Below are 15,903 nucleotides of genomic sequence, written 5' to 3' on the forward strand. Positions count from 1 at the left end.
GAATGAGGTGAAAGAGTCGGATCACTATTCGAAGTTTTTATAAGGTGAGCTAATGTCGTTTTTACTGCTCATTTGGCGTTTCGCTAAACTCTTTTTGTAACCAAGATTTCAGAGTGACGACATTTTCGTTACGGAGCTTTTCTGGTCTACATACGAAGAAAAATTCTTGATGCGGGTTATTCACTGGTGTGCCGATTTCGACCAACATTCCGTGTTTAATATCATCACGAACAAACAAGCGATGAGTGACCAAGACACCCAGCTTACGAATCGCGGCTTGCACCGCATGTATGGAAGCGATGAAGTTAAGGTTCTTGTTTTGCTTAGGCACGGGTAGTGAGTTTCCGTCGCACCAAACACTCCAGTCATGCTTTCTGCGCAGGTTTTCTGCATAAATGGCAGGATAGCGTTTTAGAAGATCAGCTGCTGTGGGATGCGTATCGAATGATTCCAGTAATTCAGGGCTGCATACCAATAGGAGTTCATCGTCCCCGAGCTTTTCACAATAATAATCTTGCCACTCGTCAGTTTTGCCATGAAGGATCGCGACATCTACACCTTCTTGGTTTAAGTCAAATGAACCAATTAAGTTGGAAAGTCGAATATCGACGTTGGGTGCATATTGTTGGAAGTTATCGACTCGTGGTACCCACCAGTGCATAGCCAATGAGTTGATCATATTCACCGTAATTCGGTTTGACTGAGGTTGTTGAGTGACCGATTCCGTCGCGGTGATAATTGCTTTTAATGCAGGAGCTATATCGTTGTAGTACCTCTGACCTATGGCATTGAGCAGAACCTGCCTGCCAACACGCTGAAACAGTGGTTGACCAATTAATGATTCAAGGCTTTTAACAGCTTGGCTGATTGCTGAATGGCTTACGCTAAGTAAGCCCGCAGCTTCAGTCATGCTGCCTGTCTCTGCTACAGCGACAAATGCGTAAAGAGATTTGAGTGGTGGTCGTCTATTCATATGTAAGTTTATCTAACAGGTTTGTTTAAATATATTCGTTTTTATCTCTGTTGTCATTGCTCTACTATGAGCGCGTCAATAGGGGGAGATTATGTTGTTAAAAAATCACGCTGTTCCTTATATGCTCATTTCAACATTCAGTATGTCGTTAACTGGGCTTGTATTAAAAAAACTTACCGAAATGATGGGCATCGAGCTCCTGACATTTCTACGATTCTTCATGCCTGCATTACTGCTTTTTGCCATAGTGGGGGTGTCCAAACTACCTTTACCACCACGTTCGGTATTAAAACCAATTATTATCCGTGGGCTTTGTATCGCCGCTTGCCAACTGTGTTTTATTGCATCGCTAAACACGTTAACACTTGTTGAAAGTTCGGTGCTATTTGGCACAGGTCCTTTGTTTATTGCCGTTTTAGAAAAGCTGATTTTTAAAGTAAAAATTAAGACTGAAACCAAGTTTGGCCTAGTTGCCACTTTCGCAGGTGTTTTAATGTTAGCTGGGGATGTGTCTGGAATTCAGTTTCGACCAGAATTGCTCATTGGTTTGGGCGCTGGCTTGTTCAACGCAGGATCGCAAGTAAGTTTATTTCGCGCCAGTAAACGTGAGGTTAAAGCTTCAGTGCTCAATAGCTGGACATTTCTCATCGCAGCGGTAAGCGTTCTTCCTTTGGCGTTTATCTTTGGGTTATCTGATCTTGATACTCAGATACTGCTGGAGCCTCAAAATAATGCATTTGTATGGGTATGTTTATTGGGTCTTTCAGTAACCGTCGTGGGTAATCAAATCTTACGTTCGAAAGCTTACAAACTGGTGGAGAGTAGCTCTCAACTTGCGCCACTTATTTTTACCAATTTATTGTTTACGATGATGTGGCAGGTTCTGTTTTTTGATGAAAGTTTTTCTAAACATCAGATAGTAGGGATTACGCTCATAATATTTGCCGCATTGATGAACACATTTGCAGTCAAACTGTTTAAGTACTTCTCTCATATCAAAGCGTCTCATGTTTAGAGGGAGGTTAAGCTGCCGTTGTCTCTCTTGAGGCATTATCAATGGCGTTAAATTTCATTGAGTTAACACTATAAGAATGAAGTATTTGCTCATTATGTATGGTGTTACTATGCTAGCTTATCCGGTGTCACTAATAGGGTGCATTTATGATTAGCTGTGGTAACTACGACTACATAGAGATAGTCTGTTTGTTCAAGTATCCGGTTGAAATTACTTTAAAATCAGGAGAAGTTGTTTCTGGCAAAGCGCTGGATACAGCGAAAAACAGTCTCGGTGAAGAATGTATAAAATTGCTCACTCAAGACAGTGATCTATTAGTGGTATTAGATTCAATCGCTAAGATGAAAGTCACAATGGATAATCCTCATTTCCAAGAAGTGGCATTTGATTGAACTGCACTTCCAACAGGGAATAGTTGCCATTTCGATGAAGGAGATACCGTGCAAGACGCGCAAGAACTGACAGGCGGACGAGAGTCAATATATCGAGTGGGTGATAGTGTTTATCGCCCACTTCAGCCTTGGAGTTCAACAATTCATAATCTACTGAATCATTTACGATCAGCAGGTTTAAGTGAGTCGCCTAAGTTTATTGGTATTGATGGTGACCAAGAGATGTTGAGCTTTGTAGCCGGTGACACTTACAACTATCCATTAACCAATGCTATTGCGAGCACGGAAGCTCTGATATCAGCCGCTAAGCTCCTGCGAAAAATTCACGATGCTTCAGTTGTAGTTGCGCAGCAGGAGAATATATCGAGCTTTACTTGGATGTTGCCCCCTCAGGAACCCTACGAGGTCATATGTCATGGTGACTTCGCCCCCTATAATGTCGCGCTAACGGGCAATTTAGTAACAGGCGTTTTTGATTTCGACACAGCACACCCAGCGCCCAGAGTGTGGGATCTCGCCTATTCGCTCTATTGCTGGGCGCCTTTTAAGACCAGCAGTGACGACAAACTCGGCACGCTAGAAGAGCAAATATCAAGGGCAAAGTTGTTCTGCGACAGCTATGGAACGTCCGATGATCAGAAAAAACAAATTCCCGATTTCATGATTAAACGGCTAAACGCCCTTGTTAACTTTATGCGTCAGGAAGCAAACAAAGGTAATCAACAGTTTTGTGAGAATATTGATCAAGGCCACCTTAAATCCTATCTACGAGACATAGAATATATCGAATCCAATAAACCTAAGATTCTTTCAAGGCTGTGTAACTAATAGGTTGCCTCAGTAGATGGCTAACATATGGCAAGAGCAAAAACAAAAGAAGAACTCATCTCTCAAGCAGAACAAAACTTTTCTAAGCTTTGGAGTTACATCGACTCGATGACTGAGCTGGCGTTGAATACTGAATTTAATTTTTCCGGTGACCTGAACAAGAAAGAGCAGCACTGGGAGCGAGATCGTAACCTGAAAGACGTATTGATCCATCTTTATGAGTGGCATCAGCTATTAATAAAGTGGATTGATTCTAACAAGCTTGGCCAAAAAGCAGATTTTCTACCTGAACCCTACAACTGGAAAACGTACGGCGAAATGAATGTAGAGTTTTGGAAGAAACACCAAACCACTGAGCTATCTGATGCAAGAAAGCTGGTTACCACAAGCCATCAAGCTGCTATTGAACGAGTATTAGGTTTTTCTGATCAGGAGCTATTTACTAAGCAGTTTTTTAATTGGACTGGATCTACAACCCTTGGAAGTTATTGTGTTTCAGCAATGCCAAGTCATTACGATTGGGCTTTGAAAAAACTACGGGCTCATGTTAAGAAACTTTCTCAGCAATAAACAATTCTGTTAGCAAATTAATAGCGTTTAGTTTGCTGCTGTTAGTGTTTCCTGTAGGGAGTACGATGCATTTGAAACATCAGATAACACAGTTTCTGGGCAATAAAAAACCAGCGTTTCGGCTGGCTTGATAATTCGTTTTATTGAGCCGTTTTGACTCGAATCTTACTTTTAGCAACGCTGGTAAGATTAAGGGCAGCAATCGCAGCTTTAGCTTCTGAAACATCTGGCATTTCGACGAAAGCAAAGCCTTTAGAGATACCCGTTTCTTGATCTAAAACGAGAGTGCATTCAGCAACCTTTCCGTGTTCTGAGAATAGTTTACGAATGTCTTGTTCTGTCGTTGTACGAGCAAGGTTGCGTACTAATAGTTTCATAGTTGTCCGTTAATATGGAAGTGACAGCATGGATTGTCTCAATAAAGACTGTTGTCACCAAGCGATAGTTTAGCTTTATCTTAAAATAGTTTATGGTAAAGCAACTAAATGCATAATATTCTGCTGTTTTGAAGCTTTCGACACCAATAGTGATGTCTGGTGTTATGGATAAAAATACAACCACCGTGTTTAGCTATCTAGCTTGATCCTCATTTGCGGTGCCTTTGTGTTATTGGAGGAACATGGAAAAGTTAGCTAATGAAATTTGGATATTTAACGGTGAACCTGTTCAATTCTTCGGTCTGCCTTATTCCACTCGTATGACCGTGGTTCGTTTGTTCAACGGTGATCTCTGGGTGCACAGCCCTATCAAACTGTCTGAATCAATCAAAGATCAAATAGAAGCACTTGGCTGCGTGAAGTACTTAATAGCGCCTAATCATCTCCACCACTTGTTCTTGCCTGAATGGATTTCGGCGTATCCAGAGGTTGAAGTGTTTGGAACCGATGAAGTAATTAAAAAGCGCAGTGATATTACTTTTGATGGTTCTTTGAATAGCCAGCAAAGCTGGGCTTGGGAAGATGACATAGAACAAGAGTTGTTTTCGGGTTCTCCCTTGATGGAAGAGTGTGTGTTTTTCCACAAATCCTCAGGGACTTTAATCGTAACTGATTTGGTAGAAAATTTTTCAGGGCATAGCTTTAACTATTGGCAAAGATTGGCAGCAAAGGGTGCTGGAATCCTTGCTCCTAACGGCAAAACACCGCTGGATTGGCGTTTAAGTTTTATGTTCGGCAAACAAGAAGCAAGTACACATCTTGATAGGTTATTGAGTTGGGACACCAAGGCTTTAGTTATGGCACATGGTGAAATTGTCACAGAAAATACCGATGAGTTTTTAGCTAGGTCTTTTAAGTGGCTGATATAGAGAAGTGAGAAGCTACCTGCGAACACCTGTTGTAAAGGTATAGTCTCGCATTTTGTTACGCTATTTTAGTTCAATGGCTTTTTAGCTTGGTTTAGTATCGAAGCGTCAATTATTCCTCAGAGGCTAAAAATGAAAAAATCGGTAATGACATTGACTTTAACTCTTGCTCTGGTTGGTTGTGATGACGCGAGTAAGGTTATCGACCAAGCTCAAGAGGTCGCAAATAAAGCCGTGGATACTTTGCAACTGCAAGCTCAGTCAATCGATCTCAACAGTCTGAATCTTGAGGTTTTCGGAGATGCTGCCCAAAGAGCTAAAGAGTTTACTCAATCAATCGATACGCTTATGAATACTGAGTTGGGCGATCAGGAGGCAATCCGCAACGTGACCGAGCAGATTTCCAACTCATATTATTGCTTGGTTGAAGTTTCCTCGCAGGAGACGGCGGAGAATCTACTGGATAAGATTGTCTCTTCAGTAAAGAACGACCAAATGCTAGCCATCATCGAAAAAGGTGTTGGTAAAGCCAATTCAGTTAAAGAGTGTGTGATTTAACCACTTACCGTTTGCGTACAAATATCAACGAAACCCAATATATTGCACTTTGTTGAGTGAGGTGTTGGGTTTCGTTTTCATTTCAAAATGACTATCATCAGTTTAATTTTGTCAAATTTGCAATAAACGGATATTCGATGCGCACTCGTTCAGATGATTTAGAGATCTTAGTTAATGTGGTCGACAGTGGCAGTTTTTCACTTGCCGCCGAAACCATGGGTGTACAGGTGGCTAAAGTCTCGCGAGCAGTGAGCCGTGTTGAGAAGCAACTCGGAATCACAATCCTTAATCGAACGACAAGACGCTTAGAGTTGACGGAAGAAGGCAGACGCTTTGTTGATTCTGTGCGCTCTGGTCTGCAATATCTTCAGCAAGCGGAAGAAGATCTATCCAGCGGTGGTGAACTTCCCAAAGGCAAGCTTCGTGTAGATGCTGCCAGCCCGTTTATGCTCAATCAATTAGTGCCACTGATACGGGAATTCAAACAAGCTTACCCTGACATTGAATTGGAACTTACCTCAAACGAAGGCTATGTCGATCTTCTTGAAAAGCGTACAGATGTGGCAATTCGCATTGGCAAGTTGGCGGATTCAACCTTGCATTCCAGCTTTCTTGGCAAGAGCCGTTTATTCGTTGTTGCTTCTCCAGAGTACTTGTCGAGAAAAGGCTTACCGAATACGCCCGATGATCTTTCTCAGCATGAGATTGTCGGTTTTACCAGACCAAAAAGTTTAAATGTCTGGCCTGTAGAAGGCGTAGATCATATTGAACCAACCATTGCCTGCAGCAGTGGTGAGACGGTACGCCAGTTGGTTCTTGCCGGTAATGGTATCAGTTGTTTGTCAGGATATATGGTTAGACAAGACATTGCCGAAGGCCGATTAATTGTACTTTTAGATGAATACAGTAAAGAGTCTTCAGATCGTGAGTTGATCAATGCGGTGTACTATAGATCATCTCAAGTGGCTCGACGAATATCGGCATTTATCGACTTTATCAAACCTCGATTCACTCTTTAAAACCAGCTAAACCTGTTCGTACGGACAAGTATTTTTGTTATTTCTGCAAAAATGTTTTGTCCGTTCGTTGATTAATCAGCTCCTAGTTCACTGTTAGAATCTTCCCCATACAAGTATTCACTTATCCAACCGAGGAACTTATGACTGACGCATTGTTTCAACCGATTCAAGTAGGTCGTTTTCAATTAGCGAACCGTATTGTTATGCCTCCGATGACTCGTTCACGAGCAAGTCAGCCAAACGATGTGGCCAACGATTTAATGGCAAAGTACTACGCACAACGCGCTAGTGCTGGGTTGATTGTGAGTGAAGGTACCCAAATCGCGCCAAACGCAAAAGGGTACGCATGGACTCCGGGTATCTACAGTGATGAACAAGTGGCCGGTTGGAAGAAGGTAACGGATGCAGTGCATGCGAAAGGCGGTATTATTTTCGCTCAGCTTTGGCATGTGGGGCGTGTCACTCACCCAGACAACATTAACGGTGAGCAACCAATTTCTTCTTCTGCTATTAAAGCTGAAGGTGTGAAAGTGTTTGTTGATAACGGCACTGATGAGCCCGGGTTCGTTGATACGGCAATGCCTCGTGAAATGACTAAAGATGATATCGATCTTGTGATTAAGCAGTTCCACCAAGCAGCAAAGAATGCGCAGTTGGCAGGCTTTGATGGCATTGAACTTCATGCGGCGAATGGCTATTTGGTCAATCAATTTATTGACTCTGAGTCAAACAATCGTACCGATATGTACGGTGGTAGCCTTGAAAATCGTCTGCGTTTTCTTGATGAAGTGGTAGCAACATTATGTGATGCCATTGGTTCTGACCGCGTCGGTGTTCGTCTTGCTCCGTTAACAACTCTAAATGGTACGGTTGACGCGAACCCTGAAGAAACCTATGTGGCAGCAGCGAAAGTTCTCAAAAAACACGGCATCGCATACTTACATATTGCAGAAGCTGATTGGGACGACGCACCGTTAATGCCAGTAGCGTTTAAACAGGCGTTACGCGAAGCCTTTACTGGCACTTTGATCTACGCTGGTAAATACAATGTTGAGAAAGCGCTTTTGGCTTTAGATTCTGGTTTAGCAGATATGGTTGCGTTCGGTCGCCCTTATGTATCAAATCCAGATCTGCCTGAGCGTATTAAAAATGGTCAGCCTTGGGCCGCTCACGATCCCAATACTCTGTTTGGCGGTGCAGAAAAAGGATTAACGGATTATCCTAATTTTGCCGAACAAAGATAAGTTGAAACGAAAATAAAACCTCTTGATTGAGGTTTTATTTTGTCTGAGATTTGTTGCCAAGATGCATGAATACTGCCATGTTGATGTTTATTCGACAGTAACAAGGGACGTTAATGAAATTTGAAATCACGACTGCACGTTCTGAGCATGCCAACCAGATAGCAAAGTTAACGCAAGAACTTGGCTATACAGCAAATACGAAAGACACAGAAACTTGGTTAACGCATTTGAGTCGTTCACCTATGCATTGTGTTTATATCGCAGTCGTCGATAACCAAGTATGCGCTTGGCTGGTGGTTGAGAAACGAATGTTTCTAGAGTCTGGTACTAAAGCTGAAATCACAGGTTTGGTCGTAGGTAAACAATATCGATGCCTTGGTATTGCGCAAGCGTTGGTGAGAGCTGCGCAAGAGTGGGCTATTGAGCAGGGTTTAGAGACAATGGTGGTGAGATCCAATATTGAAAGAGAGGAATCGCATCTGTTCTATCCCAAAGTGGGATTTGAAAGAAGTAAGACAACCCATGTCTACACTAAGTCTTTGAAAGACAATGAATAACAAAAAGCACCGACTGTAAAAGCTGGTGCTTTATAAGTGAATCATGTTGTTAGCTTACAGATCTATTGGTCACTTAACTGAGCAATTGCACCCGGTTTGATGCAACGTGCTTTGATACCTTGCGATTTTGCAGCCGCAATAAGTACCTGCTCAATCCAGCCAGCATCCATGATGTTCATGAAATTGCCTTCTTGGTCGAAGTTGATGTTCGCTCCTGAGATCACCATAAATCCGTCAGCACCACCTGAGTCTTTAGGGCAGTGGAAAGTATGGATAGAACCGCCTGGTTCGTACAGGTAGCTACCTGCGGTTTGAACTTGATCTGGATATTCCATGTAGTGCCAAGCACCACTTAACGTATAGAAATGCACGACGCCAGTGTGGAAGTGTTTTGGTAGCGTGATGCCCGGTGCAAACTTCGCACGGATAACCCAAGTACCGTTTTCAGGATCTAGAAACAGTGGGTATACGTCTACGCCCGGTAATGCATCTTTGACTATAGATTCTTCATTGGTATTAAGTGTTAGCAGAAAATCTTGATGTTGAATCACTTCTGGTAATGACATTGTTCTCTTCCTTGTTGTTGTTATTTCTTAACCCAAAAGAGGGTATTTGAAGTTTTCGAAACCATCGGAAGCACTAACAGTGCAACCATTAATACAGTTGGCTTGATCGCTGACTAAGAATGAAACCACGTTGGCGATTTCTTCAGGCTGAGTGAATGTTTGACGCATCTGTTCTTTGCTAATGTGTTCCCAAAGACCAAATGCTTCGTATTGACGGAGCATAGGTGTATCTACACGTCCGGGTGCAATGGCAACCACACGGATACCAAGAGGTGCAAGTTCAAGTGCCGCGCATTTGGTCATCATATCAACGGCCGCTTTACTGACGTTATAGGTGAACGTCATCTCCGATGCCATCTGTGCATAGACTGAGGAAGTGTTAAGAATGACACCTCTCGTACCTTGCGACTTAAACTGATGTGCTGCCGCCAAAATTCCGTAATACACGCCATTTTGGTTAACTTTTGTAACTGGATCGAAATCATGGATAGGGTCGTGCTCTAGCAATGGTTTCGCCATACCGATACCAGCATTGTTAATCATGATGTCTAAGCTACCGAAATGTGTTGCAGCAGCTTTAACTGCTGCTTCGACTTGTCCGTAATCAGAAACATCAGCCGAGAAAGTGTGCAGTTGTTCTTCATCAAAACCTTGGTAGATTTCCAGAGATTTTTCCGATAGATCTACAGCAAGGACTTTAACACCTTGCTCAAGTAACTGATTAATAATCGCTTTACCAATACCACCGGCAGCACCTGTAACGACAGCAACTTTATTGAAAAGCTCCATGGTATGTCTCCTGTTAATAAAATGTTAATTTGAGCGTAATCTACATCATGAAATTGTCGTTAACTTGATTTTTTGCGAAGGTTTTTTGATATATTGCATTCACAAATGATTAACATTGCTGGATTGGAATATGTATATCGTTAGAAGCGGAGCCGCAGACAAGTTTGACAGCTTGGTTCATGAGTTAAACCAAAACCCAATAGATATATTGAACGGTGTAGGTTTGTCGGCGACTCAGTTCCGTGATCCCGATACCTACATTGCTTACTCGCGGTTAGCCGATCTCATGGAGATGGCGGCGTTACAATGTAACCAATCTCTGTTTGGAGTGATGTTGGGGCAAAGACAAAGCTTACAGAGTCTGGGTGATCTACCAATGTTGCTATCTAGGGCTAAAACCGTCGGCGATGTATTTTCACAAGTTAACGACTACCTCTATTTGCACTCGTCAGGTGTGTCTTTAGATTTAAAAGAAACAAATGGCTGGGTTCAGGTATCACTGAATATTGATGTCGATAATGAAATAGGCAAAGAACAGCTCATACAACTGAGTGTGGTCCAGCTGGCCAAATTTGTTGCAAGCATTCTCAATACCGATGTGGATCGCATTACACTTCACTTAACCCAATCGGAAGTACCGGATTACTCGCTACGAGCGAATTCAGGACTACCGCACATTCTCTTTGATGAGTCATTCAATGGGATACTGCTACGACCAAGTCAGTTGAGTTCGAAGGTTTACCAAGATCCTGAACTGCTTGAGCGACATTTTGAAAAACATTTGCAGTACTTAAACAAGCGTTATCCCAATAATTTGTATGACCAAGCCTCTGATCTCATTACTCGCTTGTTAGCCACAGGTGAGTGCAGTGTAGAAAGGGTCGCCAAAGCGTTGGATTTACACCCGAGAGTTTTGCAGTCTCGTTTGAAAAGTTATGGCTCAAGCTATCGTGAAATATTGCAAAAAGTAAGGCAGCGACTGGCGGAAAAATCGCTGGCTGACCACGCACAAAGCATTACCGACATTGCTCTTCAGCTAGGATATGCCGAGGCTTCTGTGTTCAGTCGTCATTTTCGAGATTGGACAGGGTTGTCGCCGACTCAATGGCGCAATCAATGTGATAAACAAAGCTAACGCATAGCCTCTAAGGTTAGCTTTGTTGATTTCCAGAGGCGCTTAAGCTGTGGTTGCGAAAGCCGGCTGTTCAGATTCTTCGACCTCTTCTTTTATTAAGCGCACTTCAACAAGATCTTGAGTCAGTTTGAGAACTTTACTGGTGTTCAGCAGGATCTCTTGATTGAGTTCAGGGTGCTCATTCAAAGTAACGCCATAAGAAGGAATCATCTGTTTGATCTTTTGTTGCCACTCTTCAGTTGCCATTTGCTCTGCAAAGCAACGTTGCAGTAACTCAAGCATCACCGCCGCAGACACGGATGCACCAGGAGAAGCTCCTAGCAGTGCGGTTAAGCTTCCGTCTGCTGCATGAACCAGTTCAGAACCAAGATGCAATTCGCCGCTTTTACCCGCCACTTTTTTGATGATTTGTACGCGTTGTCCAGCTTGCCACAACGACCAATCTTCAGTTTTCGCGGTAGGGAAGAACTCTCTCAGAGCTTTCATTCGATCTTCGTTGCTTTGCAGCAGTTCACCAACAAGGTATTTGATCAAATCAAAGCTCTTTAAACCGACTTGAGTCATTGGAATCAAGTTTGATGGTGTTACCGAACCAAACAAGTCAAGCAGCGAGCCTTGTTTTAAAAACTTACTGGAGAAGCTAGCGAAAGGCCCGAAAAGTACAACTTCTTTACCATCGATGAAACGAGTGTCCATGTGTGGAACAGACATAGGCGGCGCACCTACAGCTGCTTTTCCGTAAACTTTTGCACGGTGCAGTTTTACGATTTCAGGGTTTTCAGTTACAAGGAACTGACCGCCCACAGGGAAACCACCATACTGGCGGGATTCAGGGATACCAGATTTTTGCAGTAGAGTCAGTGAAGCACCACCAGCGCCAATAAAAACATACTTAGTGTGTACGGTACGAACACTGTTGTTGTTTAAATTTTTGACGGTGATTTTCCAAGTACCGTCAGACTGACGGTGCAACTTTTTTACTTCATGTTTTGTGTTCAACGTGAAGTTTTCGTTCTGGTTTAAGATGTCGACCATGTGGTGAGTAAGCGCACCAAAATTCACATCGGTACCAAATCGAGAACGTGTTGCTGCAATAGGCTGGGTTTCGTCACGGTCTTGAATGAGCAATGGCGCCCATGACTTAATTTGTTCTCTGTCTTCTGAGTAAGCCATGCCATCGAACAGAGGTGAGCTGCGCAGTGTTTGATAACGCTTGCGAAGGAAATCAACGTTGTTCTCACCAGTAACAAAACTCATATGGGGAACGCTGTTAATAAAGGTACTTGGTTCTCGGATTAAACCTTGTTCAACCAAATAGGCCCAGAATTGACGGGATAGTTGAAATTGTTCGTAGATTTCTAACGCTTTACCCATAGTCACTTCGCCATCGGAAGTTTGTGGGGTGTAGTTTGATTCAGCTAAAGAGGAATGGCCGGTTCCGGCATTGTTCCATCCGTTGGAGCTTTCTTCTGCGACCTTATCAAGTCGCTCAAACATATTGATAGTCCAATTAGGTTCTAATTGTTGGATGAAAGTACCGAGCGTTGCGCTCATAATACCACCACCGATTAAAACCACATCGACCGGTTTCTCTGCAGCATTAGAACTAAGCTGGCTGAATCCTTTTTGACCAGTTACGTTACTCATTTTGGGGCTAAATCTCTCTAAATCGCAAACATTACAAGTGTTTAACTATCATTAGTTTTCTACAGCCACCGACATTTTATGCTCGATATTTTAGTTGTATTTTAGCTTTGAGCATTGTCTGTAGAAAAACTCCCGTTTTTGGTTGTTTTCGTAGTAAGTAAACAACCAAAACAGGGTTGAATGTTACACAATTTTAAAATTATTTTTAACAACAATTTAATCTAAGCTAGAAATATTTACGGAGAAACCAAGTAATACACAGGTAATCTTAAGGGTTAATGTGATTAAAATCTGTTCTGTTCGGTTTGTTTACATACAATTTGTGTAACAAAAACAACCTAACAATGATGTAATAATCCAACAAAATGAAAAGTTGTAATTGTGATGAAGTTTGAACTCTTGAGATGTTGACAACGATTGAGAATGAAAGAGGTTGGCGGTGAACAATTACACAAACTTTACAAAACAGCGTCGGTTAATGGCTAAGTTGATAGTTAATCAAATTATGCGTTGCTGGCGTGCTAGATATGATGTAACTATATGCATAGCAACAAGTCTGTTCTTATTGGATCACTAAGGAAGGAAAATGTTTAGTCATATTATGGTCGGCTCCGACGATATTGAAAAATCAAAAGCGTTTTATGACGCGATTCTAAGTGTTTTGGGTTATCCGCAAGGCGTTATTGATGCAAAAGGTCGCTGCTTATACATCAACTCAAATGGCGTGCTCGGTTTGACTAAGCCTATTAACGGCGAAGCGGCTACACATGGGAACGGTATGACGATCGGCTTTAAAGTTGATAGCCCTGAATTGGTAGATGCGTGGCATGCAGCGGGTATCGAGAATGGTGGTGTTACCTGTGAAGATCCACCGGGAGTGCGCGCTAGTGCTGAGAGAAAGCTTTATCTGGCTTACCTTCGCGATCCATTCGGCAATAAACTTTGTGCCGCGCACTATTTATAATGTATCAGTAAAAAATATTGCTAAAAGAAATGGCTCGTGCAGTTCATCTAACGAGCCATTTATTATTGGCTTTTTGCATTGCGGTATTTATGCAGAAGATCCCAAGGTATATGGCATAAGTAGTGATCTTCTTGGACGCGAGTTAAGCGATGTTGATGTTCATCATCACTAGGGACAAAGTTGGTCAAAGGTAACACTTCAACCACAATCTTTGCTGCGTCAGCTCGTGAGGCAATATAGCGTTTCGCGGCTTCTAGATGCGCTTGATCTTCGCTGTATACACCTGTACGGTACTTCAAACCTACGTCGTGACCTTGTTGATTAACACTGTAAGGGTCGATTATCTCGAAAAGGTGCTCAACCAACTGCTCGACTGAGACGATCGCTTCATCAAATTGGACGCGAACGCATTCCGCGTAGCCATCATATTCAGTTTGGGTTGAATGAGTGGTTCCATTGGCGCGACCCGCTAGGGTATTAATGACGCCAGGAACATACTTAATGAACTCCTGAACACCCCAAAGGCAGCCGCCTGCTAAATAGATTTGTTGCATAGTAAAGTTAACTAAGCCTTAACTGGATGAAAGTAGTTATTCTTAATTTGTACTTGAGCGGAGTAGCTTGTACAAAGCAGCTCGAGAAGTCGCTTTACTTGATCTGCTAACTCACAATAAACGCTGCCAGATGCAGATTTTTTCAGGTTGAAAAAGTAGTAGCCTGACCATGTAACAAGGTAGTCACCCAGCATCTCTTTTACATGTTGTTCTTGTTCATCTTCAATCAACATACCCAATATGATCAGCATCAGACCGATATGGTCTTCTGGATCGGTTACATCTTCACGAAGACCCAAACCGCAGTGCTCAATGAACTCACAATATTTTTTATGTGAATGACCAAATAAGATCGACTCTTTATCAAGATACATCGATGACCAAGGTGGAGCTGGCATATCATCTTGGATTGTGAACAATCGGTCGTGTTCATCTTGAAGCGCACTTTGTTTGGTAAACTTAAAGCTGTTTAAAACCTGATTCACTTCTTTGATTGGGGTTTCTACTTCGTCTTCCTCAAAGTAGGTTCCAAAAGGGAATTGGTTAAAATCTCTGGGAGGGTAATAAAAAAGCGCACCAAAAAGCTTACAAACAATAGCTAATTCAGGTCGAGAGAGATTTTGTAGTTCCACGGCATTACCTTTATAAATTCCTTTTACTGTTAATAGGCTACGACTTATTTAACAGCGCTAAACTTCGCTGAATATAGCACCATATAGCGTATTATTGCGACACGTTTCATTTTAATGTGACATTAATTGGTACTAAGGTTTATTTTTTAATTAGTTTGTTTTGCTTGAAAAAGTGAAAGTAACATCAAGGGAGTAGCGGGAAGGAAGCGGTCTTAAATGAGTGAGTAATAAAGATGAAATTAGTGAAAAGAAAGTAAGCCAAAGAAAGTAAGCCGTGGGATATCCATATCCCCGTGGCTTTGAAGCAATTAGTTTGATTCATTTGCGTTGAATTGATAATCCACATCAACGATAGCACGGTATTGAATGTCGCCTTTGCTGCTTGCAAACTCTTCTACAGTCACTTCAGATTGACCAACATTGATGTTCTTAACCAATGTGTATGATTGCACTGGAAGATTAAAGCGAAGTTGAGATTGGTCCATCGCTTTAACTGACTCTGAAAGGTCGAAACCTGCATTGTATGCTTCAGCTTTAGAGCTGTATGCGTCAGTTTTAAACGTTGCGTTGTCACTAACAGTGGTAGTTGATGCAAACGCTGATGAAGCAAGTAGTAGACCTGATGCAAGAATAATTGTGTTTTTCATGATAAGTACCTTTTGAATTCTGGGTTTTATAAATGGTTTAACTGTGTTGATTAACGTGATTCTTTCGCGTCGAAGTGGTAATCCACATCTACGATAGCGCGGTACTGAACTTCACCACGTACTTGAGCGAATTCTTCAACTTTCACTTTTGTGTTATCGATACTGATGTTGTTTACATTTTGGTAAGCGTTAACTGGTAGTTGGATGCGCAGTTCATTTTGGCTCATGTCTGATAAGTTTTGAGCAACACTCAAACCTGCATCTAAAGCTTCTGCTTTAGTAGCAAAACTTGAAGTAGTTACCGTTGTATCGTTGTGAAGCGTTACGTTAGATGCAAAAGCTGATGTTGATAAAAGTAGGCCTGCTGCTACGGTCATTAGTTTGTTCATAATATTCACCTTTGAAGAATAGACTTTATTGTTTCTTACGGAATGTCAGACTTATCTGTCATTCGATGGGTGCATTATGAGTAAGTTTTTAAGTGTGATGAAGATCACTTTTGGCATTTTA

The 15,903-nt window shown here is 42.1% G+C and carries 20 protein-coding genes; 11 read left to right on the top strand and 9 right to left on the bottom strand.

Going from position 1 to position 15,903, the window contains the following annotated elements; all coding sequences use genetic code 11:
• Positions 1–61: 61 nt before the first annotated feature.
• On the bottom strand, positions 62–973 hold the full coding sequence (locus tag HKI82_RS11485) for a LysR substrate-binding domain-containing protein (RefSeq protein ID WP_171138084.1): 912 nt from the start codon (positions 971–973) through the stop codon (positions 62–64).
• 91 nt (positions 974–1,064) lie between these two features.
• On the opposite strand from HKI82_RS11485, the gene HKI82_RS11490 reads away from it, so the two are divergent.
• From HKI82_RS11490 to HKI82_RS11505, 4 genes are all read left to right on the top strand, one after another.
• Positions 1,065–1,988 (top strand): DMT family transporter, encoded by a 924-nt coding sequence (locus HKI82_RS11490; protein WP_240956709.1) that lies wholly within the window; start codon positions 1,065–1,067, stop codon positions 1,986–1,988.
• A gap of 146 nt (positions 1,989–2,134) precedes the next feature.
• On the top strand, positions 2,135–2,380 hold the full coding sequence (locus HKI82_RS11495) for a Rho-binding antiterminator (protein WP_102941394.1): 246 nt from the start codon (positions 2,135–2,137) through the stop codon (positions 2,378–2,380).
• 48 nt (positions 2,381–2,428) lie between these two features.
• Complete coding sequence (locus HKI82_RS11500) at positions 2,429–3,208, top strand: phosphotransferase enzyme family protein (RefSeq protein ID WP_171138085.1); 780 nt, start codon at positions 2,429–2,431, stop codon at positions 3,206–3,208.
• 27 nt (positions 3,209–3,235) lie between these two features.
• Positions 3,236–3,778 carry a ClbS/DfsB family four-helix bundle protein gene (locus HKI82_RS11505; RefSeq protein WP_171138086.1) on the top strand — a complete coding sequence of 181 codons (543 nt, stop codon included), beginning with the start codon at positions 3,236–3,238 and terminating at the stop codon, positions 3,776–3,778.
• Between the two features lie 140 nt (positions 3,779–3,918).
• Here HKI82_RS11505 and HKI82_RS11510 read toward each other — a convergent pair whose 3' ends face one another.
• Positions 3,919–4,155 carry an RNA recognition motif domain-containing protein gene (locus HKI82_RS11510; protein ID WP_102941397.1) on the bottom strand — a complete coding sequence of 79 codons (237 nt, stop codon included), beginning with the start codon at positions 4,153–4,155 and terminating at the stop codon, positions 3,919–3,921.
• 242 nt (positions 4,156–4,397) lie between these two features.
• On the opposite strand from HKI82_RS11510, the gene HKI82_RS11515 reads away from it, so the two are divergent.
• The 5 genes from HKI82_RS11515 (at position 4,398) to HKI82_RS11535 (ending at position 8,459) form a co-directional block, all read left to right on the top strand.
• A complete protein-coding gene (locus tag HKI82_RS11515; protein ID WP_171138087.1) occupies positions 4,398–5,084 on the top strand; it encodes a DUF4336 domain-containing protein in 687 nt (228 codons plus the stop codon).
• A gap of 129 nt (positions 5,085–5,213) precedes the next feature.
• A complete protein-coding gene (locus HKI82_RS11520) occupies positions 5,214–5,639 on the top strand; it encodes an RNA-binding protein (protein WP_042483367.1) in 426 nt (141 codons plus the stop codon).
• A gap of 137 nt (positions 5,640–5,776) precedes the next feature.
• Positions 5,777–6,658, top strand: a complete 882-nt coding sequence (locus HKI82_RS11525; RefSeq protein WP_102941399.1) for a LysR family transcriptional regulator — start codon at positions 5,777–5,779, stop codon at positions 6,656–6,658.
• 140 nt (positions 6,659–6,798) lie between these two features.
• Positions 6,799–7,902: an alkene reductase gene (locus HKI82_RS11530; RefSeq protein ID WP_171138088.1), complete on the top strand. Its 1,104-nt coding sequence runs from the start codon at positions 6,799–6,801 to the stop codon at positions 7,900–7,902.
• A gap of 113 nt (positions 7,903–8,015) precedes the next feature.
• The gene (locus HKI82_RS11535; RefSeq protein ID WP_102941401.1) at positions 8,016–8,459 is read left to right on the top strand and encodes a GNAT family N-acetyltransferase; all 444 of its coding nucleotides are present in this window, start codon (positions 8,016–8,018) and stop codon (positions 8,457–8,459) included.
• 62 nt (positions 8,460–8,521) lie between these two features.
• Here HKI82_RS11535 and HKI82_RS11540 read toward each other — a convergent pair whose 3' ends face one another.
• Positions 8,522–9,025 carry a 2,4'-dihydroxyacetophenone dioxygenase family protein gene (locus HKI82_RS11540; RefSeq protein ID WP_171138089.1) on the bottom strand — a complete coding sequence of 168 codons (504 nt, stop codon included), beginning with the start codon at positions 9,023–9,025 and terminating at the stop codon, positions 8,522–8,524.
• 27 nt (positions 9,026–9,052) lie between these two features.
• Positions 9,053–9,814 carry an SDR family NAD(P)-dependent oxidoreductase gene (locus HKI82_RS11545; RefSeq protein WP_102941403.1) on the bottom strand — a complete coding sequence of 254 codons (762 nt, stop codon included), beginning with the start codon at positions 9,812–9,814 and terminating at the stop codon, positions 9,053–9,055.
• A 130-nt stretch (positions 9,815–9,944) separates the two neighbouring features.
• Here HKI82_RS11545 and HKI82_RS11550 point away from each other — a divergent pair, with 130 nt between their 5' ends.
• The gene (locus HKI82_RS11550; RefSeq protein ID WP_171138090.1) at positions 9,945–10,949 is read left to right on the top strand and encodes an AraC family transcriptional regulator; all 1,005 of its coding nucleotides are present in this window, start codon (positions 9,945–9,947) and stop codon (positions 10,947–10,949) included.
• 42 nt (positions 10,950–10,991) lie between these two features.
• Here the strand turns inward: HKI82_RS11550 and mqo are convergent, their stop codons facing one another.
• On the bottom strand, positions 10,992–12,596 hold the full coding sequence (gene mqo / locus HKI82_RS11555) for a malate dehydrogenase (quinone) (RefSeq protein WP_171138091.1): 1,605 nt from the start codon (positions 12,594–12,596) through the stop codon (positions 10,992–10,994).
• Positions 12,597–13,182: 586 nt separating this feature from the next.
• Here mqo and HKI82_RS11560 point away from each other — a divergent pair.
• Positions 13,183–13,560: a VOC family protein gene (locus HKI82_RS11560; protein WP_102941406.1), complete on the top strand. Its 378-nt coding sequence runs from the start codon at positions 13,183–13,185 to the stop codon at positions 13,558–13,560.
• 62 nt (positions 13,561–13,622) lie between these two features.
• Here HKI82_RS11560 and HKI82_RS11565 read toward each other — a convergent pair whose 3' ends face one another.
• The 4 genes from HKI82_RS11565 to HKI82_RS11580 form a co-directional block, all read right to left on the bottom strand.
• The gene (locus HKI82_RS11565) at positions 13,623–14,114 is read right to left on the bottom strand and encodes a peptide-methionine (S)-S-oxide reductase (protein WP_171138092.1); all 492 of its coding nucleotides are present in this window, start codon (positions 14,112–14,114) and stop codon (positions 13,623–13,625) included.
• An 11-nt stretch (positions 14,115–14,125) separates the two neighbouring features.
• Entirely contained in the window at positions 14,126–14,746 is a 621-nt protein-coding gene (locus HKI82_RS11570) for a TorD/DmsD family molecular chaperone (protein ID WP_171138093.1), read from the bottom strand.
• A gap of 308 nt (positions 14,747–15,054) precedes the next feature.
• Complete coding sequence (locus HKI82_RS11575; protein ID WP_171138094.1) at positions 15,055–15,393, bottom strand: DUF3316 domain-containing protein; 339 nt, start codon at positions 15,391–15,393, stop codon at positions 15,055–15,057.
• Positions 15,394–15,443: 50 nt separating this feature from the next.
• Positions 15,444–15,782, bottom strand: coding sequence for a DUF3316 domain-containing protein (locus HKI82_RS11580; protein ID WP_171138095.1), 339 nt, complete (start codon positions 15,780–15,782; stop codon positions 15,444–15,446).
• Positions 15,783–15,903 lie beyond the last annotated feature (121 nt).

The sequence above is a fragment of the Vibrio plantisponsor genome, assembly GCF_013041605.1.
GTDB classification, from domain to species: Bacteria; Pseudomonadota; Gammaproteobacteria; order Enterobacterales; family Vibrionaceae; genus Vibrio; species Vibrio plantisponsor.